Origin of the sequence: Micromonospora sp. NPDC023633 (assembly GCF_040640035.1) — a bacterium.
GTDB lineage: Bacteria > Actinomycetota > Actinomycetes > Mycobacteriales > Micromonosporaceae > Micromonospora.
This window is the reverse complement of the sequence record NZ_JBFABB010000089.1, coordinates 1-19813: the sequence shown is the minus strand read 5'-3', so window position 1 is coordinate 19813 and position 19813 is coordinate 1. Positions and strand designations below refer to the sequence as shown.

General features: G+C 75.1%; 18 protein-coding genes and 1 pseudogene. 11 read left to right on the top strand and 8 right to left on the bottom strand.

The features are described 5' to 3' along the window. The first annotated feature begins 267 nt into the window (after positions 1 to 267). From AB0G13_RS24345 to AB0G13_RS24310, 8 genes and pseudogenes are all read left to right on the top strand, one after another. Positions 268 to 2004, top strand: a complete 1737-nt coding sequence (locus tag AB0G13_RS24345; protein ID WP_357878333.1) for an HAD-IIIA family hydrolase — start codon at positions 268 to 270, stop codon at positions 2002 to 2004. After that, positions 2004 to 2981, top strand: coding sequence for a glycosyltransferase (locus tag AB0G13_RS24340; protein ID WP_357878300.1), 978 nt, complete (start codon positions 2004 to 2006; stop codon positions 2979 to 2981). The genes AB0G13_RS24345 and AB0G13_RS24340 overlap by 1 nt, the downstream gene beginning before the upstream one ends. Further along, positions 2966 to 4183, top strand: a complete 1218-nt coding sequence (locus AB0G13_RS24335; RefSeq protein ID WP_357878297.1) for a glycosyltransferase — start codon at positions 2966 to 2968, stop codon at positions 4181 to 4183. The genes AB0G13_RS24340 and AB0G13_RS24335 overlap by 16 nt, the downstream gene beginning before the upstream one ends. Beyond that, on the top strand, positions 4180 to 4827 hold the full coding sequence (locus AB0G13_RS24330; protein ID WP_357878330.1) for an SIS domain-containing protein: 648 nt from the start codon (positions 4180 to 4182) through the stop codon (positions 4825 to 4827). The genes AB0G13_RS24335 and AB0G13_RS24330 overlap by 4 nt, the downstream gene beginning before the upstream one ends. A 13-nt stretch (positions 4828 to 4840) precedes the next feature. Beyond that, positions 4841 to 6238: pseudogene (locus AB0G13_RS24325) on the top strand (PfkB family carbohydrate kinase); the annotation flags it as partial. 191 nt (positions 6239 to 6429) lie between these two features. After that, positions 6430 to 7131 (top strand): SDR family oxidoreductase, encoded by a 702-nt coding sequence (locus AB0G13_RS24320; protein ID WP_357878294.1) that lies wholly within the window; start codon positions 6430 to 6432, stop codon positions 7129 to 7131. Continuing rightward, positions 7128 to 8081, top strand: coding sequence for a glycosyltransferase family 9 protein (locus tag AB0G13_RS24315; RefSeq protein ID WP_357878291.1), 954 nt, complete (start codon positions 7128 to 7130; stop codon positions 8079 to 8081). The genes AB0G13_RS24320 and AB0G13_RS24315 overlap by 4 nt, the downstream gene beginning before the upstream one ends. Beyond that, complete coding sequence (locus AB0G13_RS24310; RefSeq protein WP_357878288.1) at positions 8065 to 9048, top strand: DNA topoisomerase IB; 984 nt, start codon at positions 8065 to 8067, stop codon at positions 9046 to 9048. The genes AB0G13_RS24315 and AB0G13_RS24310 overlap by 17 nt, the downstream gene beginning before the upstream one ends. 158 nt (positions 9049 to 9206) lie before the next feature. Here AB0G13_RS24310 and AB0G13_RS24305 read toward each other — a convergent pair whose 3' ends face one another. Both AB0G13_RS24305 and AB0G13_RS24300 read right to left on the bottom strand, forming a co-directional pair. Then, positions 9207 to 10244, bottom strand: coding sequence for a helix-turn-helix domain-containing protein (locus AB0G13_RS24305; protein ID WP_357878285.1), 1038 nt, complete (start codon positions 10242 to 10244; stop codon positions 9207 to 9209). Between the two features lie 117 nt (positions 10245 to 10361). Continuing rightward, positions 10362 to 11120 carry a TetR/AcrR family transcriptional regulator C-terminal domain-containing protein gene (locus AB0G13_RS24300; RefSeq protein ID WP_357878282.1) on the bottom strand — a complete coding sequence of 253 codons (759 nt, stop codon included), beginning with the start codon at positions 11118 to 11120 and terminating at the stop codon, positions 10362 to 10364. Positions 11121 to 11221: 101 nt separating this feature from the next. Here AB0G13_RS24300 and AB0G13_RS24295 point away from each other — a divergent pair, with 101 nt between their 5' ends. Then, positions 11222 to 12187 carry an ATP-binding cassette domain-containing protein gene (locus tag AB0G13_RS24295; RefSeq protein ID WP_357878279.1) on the top strand — a complete coding sequence of 322 codons (966 nt, stop codon included), beginning with the start codon at positions 11222 to 11224 and terminating at the stop codon, positions 12185 to 12187. After that, positions 12180 to 12953, top strand: a complete 774-nt coding sequence (locus tag AB0G13_RS24290; RefSeq protein WP_357878276.1) for an ABC transporter permease — start codon at positions 12180 to 12182, stop codon at positions 12951 to 12953. The genes AB0G13_RS24295 and AB0G13_RS24290 overlap by 8 nt, the downstream gene beginning before the upstream one ends. 142 nt (positions 12954 to 13095) lie before the next feature. Here AB0G13_RS24290 and AB0G13_RS24285 read toward each other — a convergent pair whose 3' ends face one another. From AB0G13_RS24285 to AB0G13_RS24260, 6 genes are all read right to left on the bottom strand, one after another. Continuing rightward, positions 13096 to 13599 carry a hypothetical protein gene (locus AB0G13_RS24285; protein WP_357878273.1) on the bottom strand — a complete coding sequence of 168 codons (504 nt, stop codon included), beginning with the start codon at positions 13597 to 13599 and terminating at the stop codon, positions 13096 to 13098. Between the two features lie 68 nt (positions 13600 to 13667). After that, positions 13668 to 15299 (bottom strand): RecQ family ATP-dependent DNA helicase, encoded by a 1632-nt coding sequence (locus tag AB0G13_RS24280; protein WP_357878271.1) that lies wholly within the window; start codon positions 15297 to 15299, stop codon positions 13668 to 13670. 138 nt (positions 15300 to 15437) lie between these two features. Beyond that, entirely contained in the window at positions 15438 to 15563 is a 126-nt protein-coding gene (locus AB0G13_RS24275) for a hypothetical protein (protein ID WP_357878269.1), read from the bottom strand. A 94-nt stretch (positions 15564 to 15657) separates the two neighbouring features. Then, complete coding sequence (locus AB0G13_RS24270) at positions 15658 to 17022, bottom strand: serine hydrolase domain-containing protein (RefSeq protein WP_357878266.1); 1365 nt, start codon at positions 17020 to 17022, stop codon at positions 15658 to 15660. A 327-nt stretch (positions 17023 to 17349) separates the two neighbouring features. Further along, positions 17350 to 18300 (bottom strand): TIGR03557 family F420-dependent LLM class oxidoreductase, encoded by a 951-nt coding sequence (locus AB0G13_RS24265; protein WP_357878263.1) that lies wholly within the window; start codon positions 18298 to 18300, stop codon positions 17350 to 17352. Between the two features lie 92 nt (positions 18301 to 18392). Further along, the gene (locus AB0G13_RS24260) at positions 18393 to 18515 is read right to left on the bottom strand and encodes a hypothetical protein (protein WP_255474757.1); all 123 of its coding nucleotides are present in this window, start codon (positions 18513 to 18515) and stop codon (positions 18393 to 18395) included. A 258-nt stretch (positions 18516 to 18773) separates the two neighbouring features. Here AB0G13_RS24260 and AB0G13_RS24255 point away from each other — a divergent pair. Next, on the top strand, positions 18774 to 19813 hold a 1040-nt coding region (locus AB0G13_RS24255; protein ID WP_357878260.1), incomplete at its 3' end, for a glycoside hydrolase family 3 N-terminal domain-containing protein.

The window sequence follows — 19813 nt, the reverse complement described above, 5'->3', positions numbered from 1 at the left end:
AACGGTGCCGGGAGCGTCGACCTCCGCGGGGGTGAGCCCCACAATGGTTAGCTTCTCCCGGGCGACGGGTAACGGCACCTGCGGGCCGGCGTGTCGACGCCGCCGGCGTGCGGCGTGGCCAGCGCTTTCAAGAAGACGTTTACTCGCCGGGGCGCCGGGAACCCGCCGGCTGTGCGACAGGACCAGGTGGAGCCGGATCAGCGCAGGTCAGCCCGGGTTTTTGCCGGCGCTGTCAAGGGCGCGTCCGGGCCCGTCCTGTTCGACGCGGTGCTGCTGGACCGGGACGGCACGCTGATCGAGGACGTGCCGTACAACGGCGATCCCGACAAGGTGCGGCCGGTGCCGGGGGCACGGGCCGCCCTGGACCGGTTGCGGGCGGCGGGCCTGCGACTGGCGGTGGTGACGAACCAGTCCGGCCTGGCCCGGGGGTTGTTCACCGCGGCGCAGATGCGGGCGGTGCACGCCCGGGTCGAGCAGCTGCTGGGGCCGTTCGACGCCTGGCTGGTCTGTCCGCACGACGACGGCGACGGATGCGGGTGCCGCAAGCCGGCGCCGGGCCTGGTGTACGCGGCGGCGCGGGAACTCGGGACCGTGCCGTCGCGGTGCGTGCTGGTCGGGGACATCGGCCGGGACATGAACGCGGCGTCGGCCGCGGGCGCCTCGGGGATCCTGGTGCCCACGCCGGTGACCCGCCCGCAGGAGGTGGCCGCCGCGCCGCAGCTCGCCCCCGACCTCCCGGCGGCGGTGGCGGAGATCCTGCGCCGCCAGGCGGCGGTCGACCCATCGACCTACCGGCCCGCCGACAGCCGCCCCGCCCGGCCGACCGGCAGCGGGTCCGGCCAGCGGAGCGGCGACGACGGCAGCCGGCTCGCCGACACCGCCGCCGGACGGCGGACCGTGCAGGGCACCGGTGGGCGGCGGGTGGGGACGGTGCTGGTGGTGCGCGCCGACTCGGCGGGGGACGTGCTCGTCACCGGGCCCGCCATCCGCGCCGTCGCCGCCGGCGCCGAGCGGGTGGTGCTGCTCTGCGGGCCCCGGGGACGCGCCGCGGCGGAACTCCTGCCCGGCGTCGACGAGATCGTCGAGCACCGGCTGCCCTGGATCGACCCCGCGCCCGACCCGGTCGAGCCCGCCGACATGCGTGGGCTCGTCGACCGGCTCGCCGCCGTGGGCGTCGACGAGGCGGTCGTCTTCACCAGCTTCCACCAGTCGCCCCTGCCCCTGGCTCTGCTGCTGCGCCTGGCCGGGGTCCGCCGCGTCAGCGCCATCAGCGACGACTATCCGGGCAGCCTGCTCGACGTCCGGCACCGCGTGCCGGCCGGCGTACCCGAACCGGAACGCGCGCTCTCGCTCGCCGCCGCCGCCGGCTTCGCCCTCGCCGACCACGACGGACCCGCCCTGCGCCTGCGCCCGGTGCCGGCGCCGCCGCCGGAGGTCGGCGCGCCGGGCTACGTGGTGCTGCACCCCGGCTCGGCGGCGCAGGCCCGGGGCTGCCCGCCGGAACTTGCCGCGCGGATCGCCCGCGCCCTGACGGCCGCCGGCCACCGGGTGGTGGTGACCGGCGGCCCCGACGAGCGGGAGCTGACCGCGCGGGTGGCCGGCGACGTCGCCGTCGACCTGGGCGGGCGGACCTCCCTCGTCGGGCTGGCCGCGACGGTCGCCGGCGCCGGCGCGGTCGTGGTCGGCAACACCGGCCCCGCCCACCTCGCCGCCGCCCACGGGGTGCCGGTGGTCAGCCTGTTCGCCCCCACGGTCCCGTTCGGGCAGTGGGGGCCGTGGCGGGTGCCCACGGTGCGGCTCGGCGACGCGGAGGCTCCGTGCCGGGACACCCGGGCCGCGCGCTGCCCGGTGCCCGGACACCCCTGCCTCGCCGGCGTCGAACCCGGGCAGGTCCTCGACGGGCTGCGGCTGCTCGGGGTGGCCCCTCCGGTCCGGCCGGCGCCGCCCGTCGCCGGCCGGGGGAGCGGCGTGCCGGCGGGGGCGAGCACCGGCGGGAGCGGCTGATGAACCTGCTCCTGTGGCACGTGCACGGCTCCTGGACCACGTCGTTCGTGCACGGCAGGCACCGGTACCTGGTGCCCGTCACCCCGGACCGGGGCCCCTACGGCCTCGGCCGCGCCCGCACCTACCCGTGGCCCGACACGGCCGTCGAGGTGACCCCCGAGCAGTTGCGCACCGCCGACGTCGACCTGGTCGTCCTGCAACGGCCCGAGGAGATCGACCTCGCCGAGCAGTGGCTGGGCCGCCGGCCCGGCCGCGACGTCCCCGCCGTCTACGTCGAGCACAACACGCCCAAGGACGGCGACGTCCCGCACAGCCGGCACCCCATGGCCGACCGCGACGACCTGCTCGTCGCCCACGTCACCGGGTTCAACGAGCTGTTCTGGGACACCGGCGCCACCCGCACGACGGTGGTCGACCACGGCATCGTCGCTCCCGCCGTGGAGTACACGGGCGAACTCGACCGGCTCGCCGTGGTGATCAACGAGCCGGTACGCCGCTGGCGGGTCACCGGCACCGACCTGCTGCCCCGCTTCGCCGAGATCGCCCCGCTGGACGTCTTCGGCATGAAGGTGGCCGGGCTGGCCGAGCACCTGGGCCTGCCGGCCGCCCGGCTGACCAGCCACGACGACGTCCCCCAGCACCGGATGCACGCCGAGTTGGGGCGGCGGCGGGCGTACCTGCACCTGTGCCGGTGGACCTCGCTGGGGCTGAGCCTGATCGAGGCGATGTCCATCGGGATGCCGGTGGTCGCGCTGGCCGCCACCGAGGCGGCGATGGCGGTGCCACCCGGGGCGGGCGCGCTGTCCACCCGGCTCGACACCCTGCTCGACGCCGCCCGCCGGTTCATCGACGAGCCGGCGGAGGCACGCCGGGCGGGGGCGCAGGCCCGCGTCGCCGCCCGGGACCGCTACGGCCTCGACCGTTTCCTCGCCGACTGGGACCGGCTGCTGGAGGAGGAAGTATGCGCATCGCGATGATCTCGGAGCACGCCAGCCCGCTCGCCATCCTGGGCGGCGAGGACGCCGGCGGTCAGAACACGCATGTCGCCGAGCTCTCCGCCGCCCTCGCGGCCGCCGGACACGACGTGCGGGTCTACACGCGCCGCGACGCGGTGGACCTGCCGGTCACGGTACGCAGCCCGGACGGCTACGACGTGGTGCACGTCCCGGCGGGGCCGGCCGAGCCGGTCGCCAAGGACGCCCTGCTGCCGCACATGAGGGAGTTCAGCCGCTGGCTGGTCGACCGGTGGCGGGGCGGCGACTGGATGCCCGAGGTGATCCACGCGCACTTCTGGATGAGCGGCCTCGCCGCGCTGGCCGCCAGCCGGCAGACCGGGGTGCCGGTCGTGCAGACGTACCACGCCCTGGGCGTGGTCAAGCGGCGGCACCAGGGCGTGCAGGACACCAGCCCGGCCCGCCGGATCGGCTACGAGCGGGAGCTGGGCCGGTCCGTCGACCGGGTCGTCGCCCAGTGCCGGGACGAGGTCGGCGAGCTGGTCCGGATGGGCGTGCCCCGGTCCCGGATGACGGTCGTGCCGTCCGGGGTCAACCTCGGCACGTTCGCCCCGCTGGGCCCGACCGCCGAGCGGGAGGACGACCGGCCGCGGATCCTGACCGTCGGCCGGCTGGTCGAGCGCAAGGGCTTCCAGACCGTCGTGCGGGCGATGGCGTACGTGCCCGGGGCCGAGTGCGTGGTGGTCGGCGGCCCGCCCGCCGGCCTGCTGGAGACCGACCCGTACGCCCGCCGGCTGCGCGCCCTCGCGGTCAGCTGCGGGGTGGCCGACCGGGTGAAGCTGGTCGGGGCGGTGCCCCGTGAGGAGATGGGCCGCTGGTACCGCTCGGCGGACGTCCTGGTGGCCGCCCCCTGGTACGAGCCGTTCGGGCTCACCCCGCTGGAGGCGATGGCGTGCGGCGTGCCCGTGGTGGGCACCGCCGTCGGCGGGATCAAGGACACCGTGGTCGAGGGCGTCACCGGCGACCTGGTGCCGGCCCGGGACCCGCGTGCGCTGGGCGCCGCGATCCAGCGGCTGCTCGACGACCGGATCCGCCGTTTCGCGTACGCGACGGCGGCGCGGGAGCGGGCCCGGCGGCGGTACTCCTGGGCGGCGACCGCGGAGCGGCTGGTGGAGGTCTACGGCGACGTGGCGGCGGTCCGCCGGCCCACCCGGGTGGTGGCCTGATGGCGGCGACGACGCCGCTGGACGCGCACCTGACGAACCTGGCGGCGGCGCTGGTGCCCTTCCGGCGGCACGAGCCGCTGCTGGCCCGGTGGGGGGAGGCCCTGGCGCGTCGGCTGGTCGACGGCGGCCGGCTGCTGGTGGCCGGCAACGGCGGCAGCGCCGCCGAGGCCCAGCACCTCACCGCCGAACTCGTCGGGAAGCTGCGCGACGACCGCCAGCCCCTGTCCGCCATCGCGCTGCACGCGGAGACCTCCGCGATGACCGCCATCGGCAACGACTACGGCTACGACGAGGTCTTCGCCCGCCAGGTGCGCGCCCACGGCCGCGACGGCGACGTCCTGCTGCTGCTGTCGACCAGCGGCACCAGCGCCAACCTGCTCGCCGCGGCCCGGGCCGGCCGCGACAGCGGGCTCACCTGCTGGGCCCTGACCGGACCCGCCCCCAACCCCCTGGCGGAGCTGTGCCACGACGTCCTCGCCGTCGGCTCGCCCGACAGCCAGGTCGTCCAGGAACTCCACCTCGTGACCAGCCACCTCCTCTGCGAGTACGTCGAGCGGGCGCTGCCGGTGGCGTCCGCCGCGCCCGTAAGGACCGGGGTAGAGGTGGTGCTCGACGGCGGTGCAGGTCAGCAGGTCCAGGCGTGATGAGGGGGGAAGCGTGAGGGGACCCGTCGTGGTGGTTGGTGACACTCTGCTGGACCGGGACGTCGAGGGCGTGGTGAACCGGCTCTGCCCGGACTCGCCGGTGCCGGTGCTGGACGAGACCGCGCACGTCGACCGGCCCGGCGGCGCCGGGCTGGCCGCGGTCTTCGCCGCCGCGCAGGGCGCCGACGTGGTGCTGGTGACCGCGTTGGCGGACGACGCGGGGGGCGCCCGGCTCAGCTCGCTGCTCACCGACGCCGGCGTGCAGGTGTATCCCCTCGGGCTGCACGGCGGCACGCCGGAGAAGGTCCGGCTGCGCGCCCGGGGCCGGGTGCTGCTGCGCCACGACCGCGGCGGGGCGGCCGGCACGCCGGGGGAACCGTCCGAGGCGGTGCTGCGGGTGATCGCCCGCGCCTCCGCCGTGCTGGTCAGCGACTACGGGCGGGGCGTCGCCCGGCAGCCCGCGCTGCGGGCGGCCCTCGCCGCCACCCGGGCGCCGGTGGTCTGGGATCCACACCCGCGGGGACCGGCGGCCGTGCCGGGGGTGCACCTCGTGACCCCCAACGAGTCCGAGGTGCGGGAGCTGGTCACGGTCCCGCCGGGGGCGACCCGGCTGGCGACGGCGTCCCGGGGCGCGCAGGGGCTGCGCCAGCGCTGGCGCGCGGGCGCGGTCGCGGTGACCCTGGGCGGGGACGGGGCGCTGCTCTGCCACGCCGGCGCGACCCCGATGGTGGTGCCCGCCCCGGCCACCGCCGAGGGGGACACCTGCGGCGCCGGTGACCGGTTCGCGGCCACCGCCAGCCTCGCCCTGGCGCGGGGGGCCCTGGTCTCCGAGGCGGTGCAGGAGGCGGTCGCCGAGGCGTCGGCGTACGTGGCCGGCGGGGGAGTGGCGACGGCGCTGCCGCGCCCGGCGCGTCCGCTGCCGCCGGCGGTCTCCAGCCCCGGCGGCGAGCGCGTCGGGGTGGCCGCCGCGGCCGGCGTGGTGTCGGCGGTACGCGCGTCCGGCGGGACGGTGGTGGCCACCGGCGGCTGCTTCGACCTGCTGCACGCCGGTCACGTGGCGACGTTGCAGGCCGCCCGGCAGCTCGGCGACTGCCTGGTGGTCTGCCTCAACTCCGACGCGAGCGTGTCGGGGCTGAAGGGTCCGGACCGGCCGGTGACCCCGCAGGGCGACCGGGCCCGGCTGCTCGCGGCGCTGAGCTGCGTCGACGCGGTCATGATCTTCGACGAGGCCACCCCGCACGCGGCGTTGTCGTGGCTGCGGCCGGACATCTGGGTGAAGGGCGGCGACTACGCCGGCGACGGCGGCGAGCCCGCCCTGCCCGAAGCGGAGGTGCTGCGCCGGTGGGGCGGCAACGCCGTCGTGGTGCCGTACCTGGACGGCCGCTCCACCACCGGGCTGATCGCCGCCGCCCGGTCGACCGGCACCGCCGGCGCGGCCCGTCCGCTCGGCGGGCCGCCGCTCACCGACACCGTGCCGCCGGCCTGTGCGCCGCCACCCGGCCCCGCCCCCGGCGGCTCGTCGACACGGCCCGGCGGCGAGCACGAACGGACGCGGGCCGGCCGGCCCGTCCTCGGCCGGCGGAGCAGGGCGGAGGGCACCCGATGAGCGGCGGTGCGCCAGGCGTGGGGCGGACCGTGCTGGTCACCGGCGGATCGAGCGGCCTGGGCGCCGCCGTGGTCGCGGCCGTGGCCCGGGCCGGCGGACGGCCGCTGGTGCTGGACCGGCAGGCGCCCGCCGACGGGGTGCCGTGGGTGGAGTGCGACCTGGCCGACACCCGCGCCGCCGAGGCCGCCACCCGGCAGCTCGCCGAGCGGTCGGGCGGGCTGGACGCGGTGGTCACGGCGGCGGGGATGGACGTGCCGGGGAAGCTGGCGGACGTGCCCGGCGAGACCTGGGACCGGATCGTGGCCGTGGACCTGCTCGCCACGGCGGCCGTGGTGCGGGCCGCCCTGCCCTTCCTGGAGACCTCCCGGGGGAGCATCGTCACCGTCGCCTCCACGCTGGGGGTCAAGGCCGTCGCCGACGCGACCGCGTACTGCGCCGCGAAGTTCGGGGTCGTCGGCTTCACCCGGGCCCTCGCCGCCGAACTCGCCGGCAGGGTCGGCGTCACCCTCCTCGTGCCCGGCGGCATGCGCACGGCCTTCTTCGACGACCGCGACGCCGCGTACAAGCCCGGCGCCGACGCCGTCCTCAACGACCCCGTCGACACCGCCGCCGCCGTCATGTTCGCGCTGTCCCAGCCCGCCGGCTGCGCCGTCCGCGAGATGGTGGTCTGCGCCGACCGGGAGACCTCCTACCCGTGATCCTCGCCCTGCGCGCCCTCGGCGTCGGCGACCTCGCCACCGCCACCCCGGCCCTGCGCGCCCTGCGCGCCGCCCACCCCGACCGGGAGCTCGTCCTCGCCGCACCGGGCTGGCTGGCTCCGCTGGTCGACCTGGTCGGCGGCGTCGACCGGCTGGTGCCCACGGACGGGCTCGGTCGTCCCGACCCGGCCCTGCGGACGCCGCACCTTGCGGTCAACCTGCACGGGCGTGGCCCCGAGTCCCACCTGATGCTCGCCGGCACCCGCCCCGGCCGGCTGCTCGCCTACGCCAGCCCGGAGGCCGGTCACCACGACGGCCCCGGCTGGCGCGCCGACGAACACGAGGTCGACCGCTGGTGCCGGCTCCTCGACTGGTACGACGTCCCCGTCGACCGCACCGACCTGGACCTGCGGCGCCCGGCCCCCGGCGGCGTGCCGAGCGGCGTGACCGTGCTGCACCCGGGCTCCAAGGTCCCGGCGAAGCGGTGGCCGCCCGGACGGTTCGCCGCGCTGGCCCGGGAACTGGCCGCCCGGGGGCACCGGGTGGTGCTGAGCGGCAGCCCCGAGGAGCGGACGACGGCGCAGCGGATCGCGGACGACGCGGGGCTGCCCGCCGACGCGGTGCTGGCCGGCCGGACGGACCTGGGCGCGCTGGCGGCGCTGGTGGCGTACGCCCGGCTGGTGGTCAGTGGGGACACGGGCGTGGCGCACCTGGCGACCGGCTACCGCACCCCGTCGGTGGTGCTCTTCGGCCCGGTCTCCCCGGCGCAGTGGGGGCCGCCGCCGGGCCGGCCCCGGCACCGCGCGCTGTGGGCGGGCACCGGGGATTGGCCCAGGTGGGACGGGGTAGGAAGCCACCCGACGTTGGCGGCCATCGGGGTCGACGAGGTGGTGGCCGCCGTGGCCGAGGTGGAACGGGCGGGGCGGGTCTCCGGTGCGGTTGCGGCGTAGTGATCCGGGCAGGCCGGGGTACGGGCGACGCCGGCGCGGTCGGGGCTGGCTCTTCCTCGACCCCTCGGGGCAGCCGGTCCGCGACCCCGACCAGCTGGGCCGGCTGCGGGAGCTGGTGATCCCGCCGGCCTGGCGCGACGTGTGGATCTGTCCGTACCCGAACGGGCACATCCAGGCCACCGGCATCGACGCGGCCGGGCGCAAGCAGTACCTCTACCACCCGAAGTGGCGCGAGAAGCGCGACGAGGCCAAGTTCGACCACGTGCTGGAGGTGGCCCGGCGGCTGCCGGTGCTGCGCGAGCGCGTCGGGCGGGACCTGTCCGGCCGGGGGCTGTACCGCGACCGGGTGCTGGCGACGGTGACCCGGCTGCTCGACATGGGGATGTTCCGGGTCGGCAGCGACCAGTACGCGGCCGGCGACGACCCCACGTTCGGGGTGTCCACCCTGCGCCCCGAGCACGCCCGGTCCCGGGGCGGCTGCGTGGTGTTCGAGTTCCCCGCGAAGGGCGGCATCGAGCAGGTGCGCCGCATCGAGGACCCGGAGCTGTGCCGGGTGCTGGTCAACCTGCGCCGCCGCCGGCGCACGGCCGACCGGCTGTTCGGCTACCGGGACGGCGGGGACTGGCGCGACGTGCGCAGCGACGAGGTCAACGAGTACCTGCGGGACGCCAGCGGCGGGGAGATGACGGCGAAGGACTTCCGCACCTGGCACGCCACGGTGCTGGCGGCGACCGAACTGGCGACGGTGGGCACGCCGCGCTCGACCACCGCCCGCAGGAGGGCGGTCGCGGCGGTGATGCGCGACGTCGCGGAGCTGCTCGGCAACACCGCCACCGTGGCGCGCACGTCCTACGTCGACCCGCGCGTGGTCGACCTCTTCCACGACGGCGTGGTGGCCCCGGTCGACCCCGCGACGCCCCGCGAGAAGGCCGAGCGGATCGTGCTCGAACTGCTCGAGGACGCCTGAGGCGTCCCGGCTCGTCCGCTCCGGGCGCGGGGCTGCGGGGGCGGGTGGTCACCGGGCGGCCGCCCGCCGCCTCCGTGGGCGGCGGGCGCCTCGCCACGGCCCCCGTTGGCGGTCCGACCCCACGGCGCCGTGGCAGGGGGATCGGCTTGCCTCGGACGTCAGTCTGCCCCGACCGGGTTGACCGTGGACGCCACCGGGTTGACTTCCCGTGCCGCTTTCTCCGGCTGGCCGGCCCGCCAGGCCTGCGGCCCGACGCCGTGCGCCTTACGGAAGACCCGGCTGAAGTGCGCCTTGTCGGGAAAGCCCCAGCGGGCCCCGATCGCCTGGACCGGCTGGCCGCGCAGGACGGGGTCGGCGAGGTCGTGCCGGCACCGCGCCAGCCGCAGCTCGCGGATGTACGACGCGACCGTCGACTCCTCGGCCTCGAAGAGCCGGTGCAGGGTACGCAGCGAGACGTGGTGCGCGTCCGCCACCACCTGCGGGCTGAGCGTCGCGTCCCCGAGATGCCGCTGGATGTACGCCCGCACCTGGGTGACGAGGGCGCGCCGGCGGACCTCGGTCGGCACGACGTCCTCGGCCGCCAGGTGCCGGCCGAGCATGGTGGACGCCAGGTCGAGCCCGACGGCGCCGAGCCGGGCGGCGTCGCCGGCGTGGTACTGCTCCGGATGGCGGGCGATCTGGAGGAGGAACTGGGCCAGCAGCGCGCCGATCCCCTCGGTGCCGGACATCCGGCCGACGAGCAGGGGCGCCAGCCGGTCCGGCGGCAGTGGCAGCGCGGCGTGCGGGATGACCGCGACGACGGAGCGGGCCGGCTCGCGGCCGTCGTCGTCGCCGAGGTGCCGGACCCCGTGCGGCCGCGACCCGTCGTAGAAGATGAGTTCCTTCGGCCCCAGCACGGCGCTGCGGCCGGCCTGGCTGGCCGCGCCGTCGCCGTCGATGGTGAGCGCCAGCGTGTAGATCTCGGGGGCCGACTCGCGCGCCAGCTTCGGCGTCCGGACGCCCTCCAGCGACGGGTACCGGTAGTTGATCACCCGGATCGGGCCGAGCTCCACGATCTCCACCCGGGCGGCGAAGTCGTGCGCGTGCTCGCTGTGGATCCGCAGCGGCGCCGCCGCGCGCGCCACCGTGTCGAGCCACATCTCGAAGCGGTCGGCCGCCGGCACCTGCTCGGTGTCGACGGTGGTCCGCCGAAGCATCCGCTTCCCCCCGTCCTCGCGCCGGTCCGGTGGCCATTGTCCACCGTGGGCACTCCGCCCGCCCGGGACGCCTTCCGGCCCCGGTCGGTGGCGCCGGTCGCGCCGGCCGGGGCCGACTCAGTCCGTGGCCCTCCGGCTGCGGATCAGCGCCTCGACGCCGTCGAGGATCCGGTCGAGGCCGAACTGCCACTCCGCCTCGAACTCCTCGTCCTCCGCGCCGTCGACGTTCTCCGCCAGCAGTTCCCGGATCGCGGGGTAGGGGCCGTGCCGGGTCAGCCGGGCGAGCTGGTGCCAGTACCGCGCGCCGACGTCGTCCGGGTCGAGCTGCTCGCGCGCCGCCGCCTCGTCGAGGTCGGCCGTGAGCGTGGCCCAGTTCCGGGCGTACCCGCTGACCAGCATGATCGTCGACAGCCGTTCGGCGGCGCGCAGGCCGGTGCCGCGCAGGGCGGCCAGCCCCTGCTCCATCCAGCGCACCTGGTTGGGGCCCAACGGGGGGCCGCTGATGGGCACCTGCCGGATCCAGGGGTGGCGGTGGATCGCCGTCACGTTGCCGAGCGCCCAGCGGGCGAGGGCCGGCCGCCAGCCCTCGTCCGGGCCGCGAGGCGCGGGCGGGTCCCCGTACGCGGCGTCGGCCATGAGGTCCAAGAGGTCGCCCTTGGCGGAGACGTAGCGGTAGAGCGACATGGTGGCCACGCCCAGCTCGCCGGCCACCCGGCTCATCGACACCGCGGGCAGCCCGTCGGCCTCGGCCACCCGGATGCCGGCGGCCACCACCTGCTCCATGGTGAGGCTGCGCCGGGGTCCTCTGCCGGGCCGTTCCCGCAGGCCCCAGGCGAGCTCGATGCTCTCCGGCAGCTCGACGTGGGCGTCGCTCATCCTCACCTCCCGGTGCGCGGTGTTGACCGCCATCCTAGCTTCTGCGTATGGTGCACGCAGAACAGCGTATGGCATACACAGAACACGGAGGGTCACGGGTGATGGAGACAGCAGCCGCGGCGGTGGAGACCGTCGACCTGCGCAAGTCCTACGGCGGGGTGGCGGTGCTCGACGGCCTGACCATGCGGGTCGCCCGGGGCAGCGTGCACGCCCTGCTGGGCCCCAACGGGGCGGGCAAGACCACGACCGTCCGGATCCTGGCCACGCTCACCGCGCCCGACGGGGGCGTGGCCCGGGTGGACGGCCACGACGTGGTCCGCGACCGGGGCCGGGTCCGGCGGGCGATCAGCCTCGCCGGCCAGCACGCGGCGCTCGACGACCAGCAGACGGGCGCGGAGAACCTGCACATGATGGCCCGGCTGGCCGGGCTGGCCCCGGCCGCCGCCCGACGGCGCGCCACGGACCTGCTGGAGCGCTTCGACCTGGTCGCGGCCGGCGGGCGGCGGGTGGTGACCTACTCCGGCGGGATGCGCCGCCGCCTCGACCTCGCGGCCAGCCTGGTCGGCGAGCCGTCCGTGATCTTCCTTGACGAGCCGACCACCGGCCTCGACCCGCGCAGCCGGCAGGGGCTGTGGGAGGTGGTCGCCGAGCTGGCCGGTGCCGGGGTGACGGTGCTGCTCACCACCCAGTACCTCGAGGAGGCCGACCGGCTCGCCGACCGGATCGGGGTGCTGCACGGGGGCCGGCTGGCCGCCGAGGGGAGCGCGGGCGACCTCAAGCGCCGCTTCGGCGCCCACCGGCTGGAGCTGACGCTGCGCGACGCGGAGAGCTTCGCCGCGGCGGCGCACCGCCTCGGCGACCGGGTCACGCACCGAGACCCGGCCCGGCTGGAGCTGGCGGTCGCCACCGACGGCGGCGCGCCGGAGGTCCGCCACCTGCTCGACGAGGTCGACCCCGACCGGCGGGGGCTCGCCCGGTTCACCGTCCGCGAGGCGACCCTGGACGACGTCTTCCTCACCCTCACCGGCGACCCGGTGACCGTCCGGCGGGAGGCGGCCGGTGTCTGAGCTGACCCTGCGGCCGACCCGTGCCGGCGAGGCCCTCGTCATGGTGGCGCGCTGCGTACGGCTGTCCCGGCGCAACGTCGACGCGCTGCTGACCTCGCTGCTGCTGCCGGTGATCCTGATGCTGCTCTTCGTCTACCTCTTCGGCGGCGCGATCGACACCGGCAGCCGGTACGTCACCTACGTGGTGCCCGGCGTGCTGCTGCTCTGCGCCGGCTTCGGCGCGGCGGGCACCGCCGTCAGCGTCACCACCGACCTGACCAACGGGGTCGTCGAGCGGTTCCGCACGATGGACGTCGGCGCCACCGCGATCCTCGGCGGGCACGTCGCCGCCAGCGTCGCCCGCAACACCGTCTCCACCGTGCTGGTGCTGGCCGTCGCCGTCGCCATCGGCTTCCGTCCGGCCGTCGCGCCGCTGCGGTGGCTGGCCGCCTTCGGGGTGCTGCTGCTCTTCCTGCTCGCCGTGTCGTGGCTGTCGGCGGCGTTCGGCCTGCTGGCCCGTACCCCGGAGGCCGCCAACGGCTTCACCTTCCTGGTGATGTTCCTGCCGTACCCGAGCAGCGCCTTCGTGCCGGTGGAGACGATGCCGGGCTGGCTGCGCGGCTTCGCCGACCACCAGCCGGTCACGCCCGTCATCGAGACGCTGCGGGCCCTGCTGCTGGGCACCCCGACGGGCACCGCCCCGGCCCTCGCGGTGGCCTGGTGCCTCGGCATCCTGGCCGTCTCGGTGCTGCTGGCCGCCGCGCTGTTCCGCCGCCGCGTGGCCTGAGGGCCACCGGCCGGGCCGGCCCCGCCGCCCCATCGTCACCCGGCCACGATCGCGCCACCACCGGCCGCCAGCCGATCACCCTCGCCGGAATGCGCGACGGCGGCACCGGACCTCGTCCGGTGCCGCCGTGGTCGTCGGCGCGTCAGTCGTTGAGCACCTGGGAGAGCCGGTCGCGGAAGCGCCGCTCCGAGTCGCTGACGACGTCCCCGCCGAGGCCCAGGATGCCGCCGCTGGAGGCGGCGCCCACCACCTGCTCGGCGATGTCCACCAGCCAGTGCTTGTAGGCGCCGGCCTCGCCCTCGTCCGTCCGGGCGGCCAGCAGCACCGCCGCCTCCCTGGCCCGACCCAGCACGTCCTCCAGGTAGGCGCCGGGGTCGGACGGCGCGATGACCGGCATCTCCTCGCCGGCCTCCGGGTCGCCCACCCGCGAGACGATCTCGCCGGCCACGGCCGCGACCAGCGGGCTGGCCGACTCCCGGCCGGCGGCGATGGTCTCCAACCCGGCCGCGTTCTCGGCCATGGTGCGCCGGGTGCCGTCGGACTCGGCGGCACTCGCTGCGGTCAGCACCGACTGCGGCAGGCCGACCAGCAGCCCCCACTCCTCGTCGGAGAAGCCGAATCCGGTGTACGCCGGCTGCTCGATCACGGCAACGCCCCTTTCCGCACTGATGTCGCTCGTCGTCCACGGGCCCCGCCAGCGGTGCCCGGCTCAGGCTAGTCGAGGGTCAGCAGGCCCTGCTCGGACACCACGCTGACGGACAGCGTCTTGTACCCCACCTCGTCGAAGAGAACCGTCATCCGGTCCTCCTCGTAGCTGAGCACCAGGCCGTGACCCCACTCCGGGTGCCGGACCTGGCTGTGCACGGGGAACGGCCCGACCGCGCCGTCGTCCGGGGTGCTGGTGCCGGCGTGACAGTTGTCGCAGTGCCCGCAGACCTGGGCCATCTGCTCACCGAAGTAGGCCAGCAGCGTCTGCCCCCGGCAGGCGGTGGTCTCGGCGAAGGCCCGCATCATGTCCGTACGCGACCGGGTCACGGTCTGCTGCCGCCCGGCCTCCGCCAGGGCCGCCGCGGCGGCGTCCACCGGCGCGGGGGAGTAGCGGGGGGCGCCGATGCGCTGCCTCGCCCTCGGCTCGGCCGCTCCCACCTGCTCCAGCAGGGCGAGGTACTGGCCGAGCTTGCGCGGGCCGAGGCCGGTGACCTCGCGCAGCTCCTTCTTGGACCGTGCCTTCTTGCGCAGCAGCGCGGACAGGTCGCGCAGCTCGTCGGCGTTCGGCAGGCCGCCGCTGAAGAAGCGCTGGAGCCCGACGTCCTCGGCCTGCCACAGCAGCAGCACCCGGGCCGGGGCGCCGGCCCGGCCGGCCCGCCCGATCTCCTGGAAGTAGCTGTCGGGCGAGTCCGGCAGCGCCATGTGGACCACCCAGGCGATGTTCGGCTTGTCGATGCCCATGCCGAAGGCGGAGGTGGCCACCATGATCGGCACCTGGTCGGCGAGGAACGCCTCGTGCAGTTCGGCGCGGGCCCCGGCCGCCATCCCGCCGTGGTAGTACTGCGCCGGGAAGCCGGCATCGGTGAGCCGGGCCGCCAGCTCCTCGGCGGAGCGCCGGGTGGGCACGTAGATGATGCCGGGCCGGGTGTCGTCGCGCAGCAGCGCGATCAGCCGCCGCCACCGGTAGTCCTCGGTCGGGCAGTGCGCCACCTCGAGGAACAGGTTCGGCCGGTCCAGCCCGGAGACCACCACCTCGGGCTCGGTCAGCCGCAGCCGGGCGATGATGTCGTCGCGTACGGGCGGGGAGGCGGTGGCGGTCAGCGCCACCACCGGCGGCCGGCCGATGCCGTCGATGAGGTGGCCCAGCGCCAGGTAGTCGGGGCGGAAGTCGTGCCCCCAGGCGGAGATGCAGTGCGCCTCGTCGATCGCCACCAGCGCCGGCTTCAGCGACTTCACCTCGGCCATCCGGTCGGGGTTGGCGAGCTGCTCCGGGGTGATGAAGAGGAACTCGGCCCGCCCCTCGCGGATCTCGGCGATCGCCTCCGCCTGCTGGGCCGCCGACTCGTTCGAGCTGATCCGCACCGCGCGCAGCTCCGGTCGCTGCCGCTCGTTGAGCGCCGCGATCTGGTCCTGCTGGAGGGCGAGCAGCGGGGAGATCACCACGGTCGGGCCGGGGATCAGGCTGGCCGGGATCTGGTAGATCGCCGACTTGCCGGCGCCGGTGGGCAGCACCACCAGGGCGTCACGGCGCTTCATCACCGCCCGCATGGCGGCCAACTGGTGGGGCCGCAGTGCGGTCCAGCCGAAGAGGCTCTTGGCCGCGCGGCGCAGTGTCGTCGAGTGCGTGGACGGTTTCATCGAGGGCCGGAGGTACCCGCCGTGATCAGCGGCGAAACCGGCGGCCCGGGTGACGCCGGCGACCCGCGCGCCTGGTTGCCGAGGGACGGCTGGGTCGTGGCCACCACCCGCGCCTTCGTCGAGGGCCGCCAGTCGCCGTCACTCCGCCAGATGGCCGGTAGCGGGGTCGATCTCGGCGAGGAAGCCGCGGATGGCCTCCTCCATCGCGGCCCGGCTCATCGGGGCACCGGCAGTCCCGGAGAGGCCGAAGCTCCGACCGCGCACAGGGCGTGGCCTGCGGCTGTTCGAACTGGCCGACGAGGTGCGAACAGAGGCCAGCACATCGTCGGCCGCTGCAAGCTCACAGGTGGATACCTGGCTATTCGGGTCGCTTGGGTGTCGCGGTCTGCGTGACTCCTTCCTGCCGCAGTTCCAGGATGTAGGGCTGGTCGTTGGTCTGTAGGAACCGGACTTCCAGATCGAGCCCTGGGTGTAGGTAGCGACCGTCTGGGTCTGCCAGTAGTACAACCGGTTGCTGGTCAGCGGCGGAGAAGGTCAGTTGGCCGTTGGTGACCGCGATGTCGATTGGGTAGTCGTCGTGTAAGACATAGCGGCCCGTCACGTCACTAAGCGGCGCGGCTGTGATACTGCTGGCGTACCGACGGTCCGCGGCGGCGCGGATGCTGGCCAGCAGCTCCCATCCATCCTCAGAGTTGGTCATCGCAGCGACTGCGGTGCCGCTGTCGGGCCACACGTAGGAAAAGCAGGTGTAGCCAACGTTCAACCCGGTGTGTCCGACACGCCGGCGCCCGGCGCGGTCGTCGACCTCAGTACCGAGCCCGTAGGTGCCGGCAGGAACCTGCGGTGTCCACATCTCGGTGGCCAGGCCGCGGTCGAGCAGCTTCGAGTCTCCCGAGGCCGCCCGGGCGATCTCGAGGTCGAGCCGGAGCAGGTCGGTCGGGGTGCTCCACAGTCCAGCTGCGGCCGTCTCCGGTTGCACTCGCCAACCGCCGGGAACGCCGGTGCCGCCCCCGTGATGGCCACGAGCCACCAGATGCTGTCGCTGGTGCGGAAACTGCCTGTCAAAGCTGCTGTCGGTCATGGCGACCGGTTCCAGCACCAGAGTTTGCATGAGTTCCTCGAACGGGGTTCCGGTCGCGTCCACCATCAGCTGCTGGAGCACCGAGTAGTGGCTGCCCGAGTATCGGAAACGGCTACCCGGCAACAGGGTCGACCGAACCGGTGGAGTGGTCGTCGAGCCGCTGCCTTCCAGGACCTGTAACAGCGACGGGGCGCGATCTGCGGCATAGCCGCGGTACCAGGTGTCGGACAGACCCGCCGTGTGCGCCAGCAATTGTCGTAACGTAACTCTCGGTTGCTGACCCTCGCGGTCGAGCAGTTGCCACGAGGAGAGGTACTCACCGATGCCGGTGTCCAGATTCAGGACACCGTCCTGGACCAGTAGCAATGCGCCGAACGCGGCGACATGCTTACTGATCGAACAGGCTGCAAACGCGGTGCCCGCGGTCACCGGCGTCGAGGTCTCGCCACCCGTGACGCCATAGCCCGCCGCCCACATCCGCCCGCTCACGTGCCCGACTGCGATGCTGACTCCCGGCACCTGATAGATTCTCATCAGATCGGACAACGCCGCCGTGTCCGGCGAAAGCAGCCCGGAAGACACGTGCCGGTCAAGTTGGCCCAGCAATGGGACCCAGTCCTGAGAGAAATGCACGTCTTCCACGGCGTCGATTCTCGACCACACGCACCCGGTGGATCAAGTTGATCGACGAGTCTCTATGTATTCGATATGACGACCGTCGACAGCAGCGGCATCACTCAGGCCGGTCGCTGACGAAATAAAGATCCCGCACACTCCGTGCCCGGATCACAAATTCGGCAGAAGCGGCAATGGCCAGGCCAGGGTGAGGCGCTCACGGGAGTAATGTGCGACTTGCCCGTGATGGGGCGTGTGCGTCAACGATCAACCACTACAAGATCGACAGGACACGCCCCAGCCCGCGCTGAGCCCGGGCAGCCCCACCGGCGGGGGCGCCCGGGGCCGGCGCGGTCAGCGCACGCGGGGAAACACCTCGCGCTGGTAGAGGTCGAGCAGGCCCTGCCAGTTCGGGCCGGTGTTGGCCACGTAGACCTCGTCGAAGCCCGCCTTGGCGTACTCCTCGATCTTCGCCAGGTGCGCGTCGGTGTCCCGCCCGCAGACGAACGCGTCCTTCATCATCTCCGGGCGGACCAGCTCGGCGGCCTGCTCGAAGTGCCGCGGGGAGGGCAGCACCTGGGACAGCTCGCCCGGCACCCCGGCGTTCGGCCAGCGCTCGTACGCGATCCGCATGCCCTCCTCCTCGCTGGGCGCGTACGCCGCCTTGAAGCCGGCCTGGCACGGCTTGTCACCGCCGCCGCCCTCCCTGAACCGCCGGACCAGCCCGGCGTCGGGCGAGGTGTTGACGAAGCCGTCGCCGATGCGGGCCGCCAGGTCGACGGCCTTGGGGCCGAAGCCCGAGACGTAGACCGGCGGGGGAGTGTCCGGCAGCGTGTAGATCCGCGCGTGCTCGACGGTGTAGTGCTTGCCGTGGTGGTTGACGAAGCCGCCGCGCCACAGCTCGCGCATCACCTCGACGGCCTCCTCCAGCATCTCCAGCCGGACGTCGGTCTGCGGCCAGGCGTCGCCGAGGATGTGCTCGTTGAGCGCCTCGCCACTGCCCACCCCGAGCACGAACCGACCGGAGTGCATGACCGCGCTGGTGGCCGCCGCCTGCGCCACGACGGCCGGGTGGATGCGCACGGTCGGGCAGGTGACGGCGGTGGTGACCGGGAGCTGGCAGACCTGGCTGAGCGCGCCGATCACCGACCAGACGAACGGGCTCTGCCCCTGCGCGTCCGTCCACGGGTGGTAGTGGTCGGAGATCCAGAGCGCCTCGAAGCCGGCCCGCTCCGCGCCGCGCGCCTGCTCCAGCAGCTCGGCCGGCGTGTACTCCTCGGTGGACAGAAAGTAGCCGATCCTCATCGTTCCCCCTCGCCGTGTCGTCACCGGGTCAACGAGGCAGGCGGTACCCCGGTGGCCGCCGTCGAACCGCGGGCGGCTGGCACGCGGCGCGCTCAGCGCCGGAACATCGCGCGGATCGCGGCGAGCAGCAACAGGCCGCCGACGACGAGGCCGAGCAGGCGTACGCCGGGGATGTCGGCCGGGCTCGTCGCGTCGGCCAGCAGCAGGGGATCCATCCCCGAACTGTCCCCAGCGCCGGGCCGGAGGGCAACTGTAAGGTTTATTGACTATTTCTTCGCGCGGTGTGACCATGTCAGCACCGCCGCTGGTGGCGGGCCGCCGGGCGCGGAGAAGACGGGGGTACGACGACCGCATGAGCGAGCGACACATCAGCCACCACGCGGGCGGGCCGGCGTGAGCGGGCGCACCGAGCCGACCACGGGACGCCGGGAGGTGGCGCCCCGCGCCGCCGCGCACCGGGCGGGGGTGCCGGCGTGAGCGCCGCCGGCGGGAGCCTGGCCTCCCTGGCCGCCGCCGTCCTGCAGCCGGGGTTCGTCGGCACCACGCCGCCGCCCTGGATCTGCCGCTGGCTCGGCGAGGGCCTCGGCTCCGTGGTGCTCTTCGCCCGCAACGTGGTTGACCCGGAGCAGGTGGCCGCCCTCACCGCGACCCTGCGCGCCGAGCGCCCCGACGTCGTCGTCGCCATCGACGAGGAGGCCGGCGACGTGACCCGGATCGAGTCCGCCCGGGGCAGCTCCCGGCCCGGCAACTTCGCCCTCGGCGCGGTGGACGACCCGGCCCTGACCGAGGAGGTCGCCCACGACCTGGGCGCCGACCTCGCCGCCCTGGGGATCACCCTCAACTACGCCCCCGACGCCGACGTCAACTCCAACGCGGCCAACCCGGTCATCGGCGTACGCGCCTTCGGCGCCGAGCCGGCGCTGGTCGCCCGGCACACCGCCGCATGGGTGCGCGGCCTCCAGGCGGGCGGGGTCGCCGCCTGCGCCAAGCACTTCCCCGGGCACGGCGACACCAAGGTCGACTCGCACCACGACCTGCCCTGGATCACCGCCGACCGGGCCCGCCTCGACGCCGTGGAGCTGGCCCCGTTCCGGGCCGCCGTGGCCGCCGGGGTGCAGGCGGTGATGACCGGCCACCTGCTGGTGCCGGCGCTGGACCCGGAGCTGCCGGCCACCCTCAGCGGCCGGATCCTGGGCGGGCTGCTCCGCGACGAACTGGGCTTCTCCGGCGTCGTGGTCACCGACGCGGTGGAGATGCGGGCGGTCGCCGACCGCTACGGCTTCGCGGGCGCGGCGGTGCGCGCCCTCGCCGCCGGCGCCGACGCGATCTGCGTGGGCGGGGAGCGCGCCGACGAGGGGTCGGCCCGGCTGCTGCGGGACGCCATCGTCGCCGCGGTCGTCGCCGGCGACCTGCCCGAGGAGCGCCTCACCGAGGCGGCCAAGCGGGTGGGTCAGCTCGCCGCCTGGACAGTGGCCGCGCGGTCCGACCGGCCGCCCCGGCCCCGCCCGACCCC

What these genes read in the sequence shown, in the direction of transcription:
- AB0G13_RS24295 (WP_357878279.1), top strand. Translation starts at nt 11,222, where the DNA reads ATGGAGACAGCAGCCGCGGCGGTGGAGACCGTCGACCTGCGCAAGTCC.
- AB0G13_RS24340 (WP_357878300.1), top strand. Translation starts at nt 2,004, where the DNA reads ATGAACCTGCTCCTGTGGCACGTGCACGGCTCCTGGACCACGTCGTTC.
- AB0G13_RS24305 (WP_357878285.1), bottom strand. Translation starts at nt 10,244, where the DNA reads ATGCTTCGGCGGACCACCGTCGACACCGAGCAGGTGCCGGCGGCCGAC.
- AB0G13_RS24280 (WP_357878271.1), bottom strand. Translation starts at nt 15,299, where the DNA reads ATGAAACCGTCCACGCACTCGACGACACTGCGCCGCGCGGCCAAGAGC.
- AB0G13_RS24335 (WP_357878297.1), top strand. Translation starts at nt 2,966, where the DNA reads ATGCGCATCGCGATGATCTCGGAGCACGCCAGCCCGCTCGCCATCCTG.
- AB0G13_RS24300 (WP_357878282.1), bottom strand. Translation starts at nt 11,120, where the DNA reads ATGAGCGACGCCCACGTCGAGCTGCCGGAGAGCATCGAGCTCGCCTGG.
- AB0G13_RS24265 (WP_357878263.1), bottom strand. Translation starts at nt 18,300, where the DNA reads ATGAGGATCGGCTACTTTCTGTCCACCGAGGAGTACACGCCGGCCGAG.
- AB0G13_RS24320 (WP_357878294.1), top strand. Translation starts at nt 6,430, where the DNA reads ATGAGCGGCGGTGCGCCAGGCGTGGGGCGGACCGTGCTGGTCACCGGC.
- AB0G13_RS24260 (WP_255474757.1), bottom strand. Translation starts at nt 18,515, where the DNA reads ATGGATCCCCTGCTGCTGGCCGACGCGACGAGCCCGGCCGACATCCCC.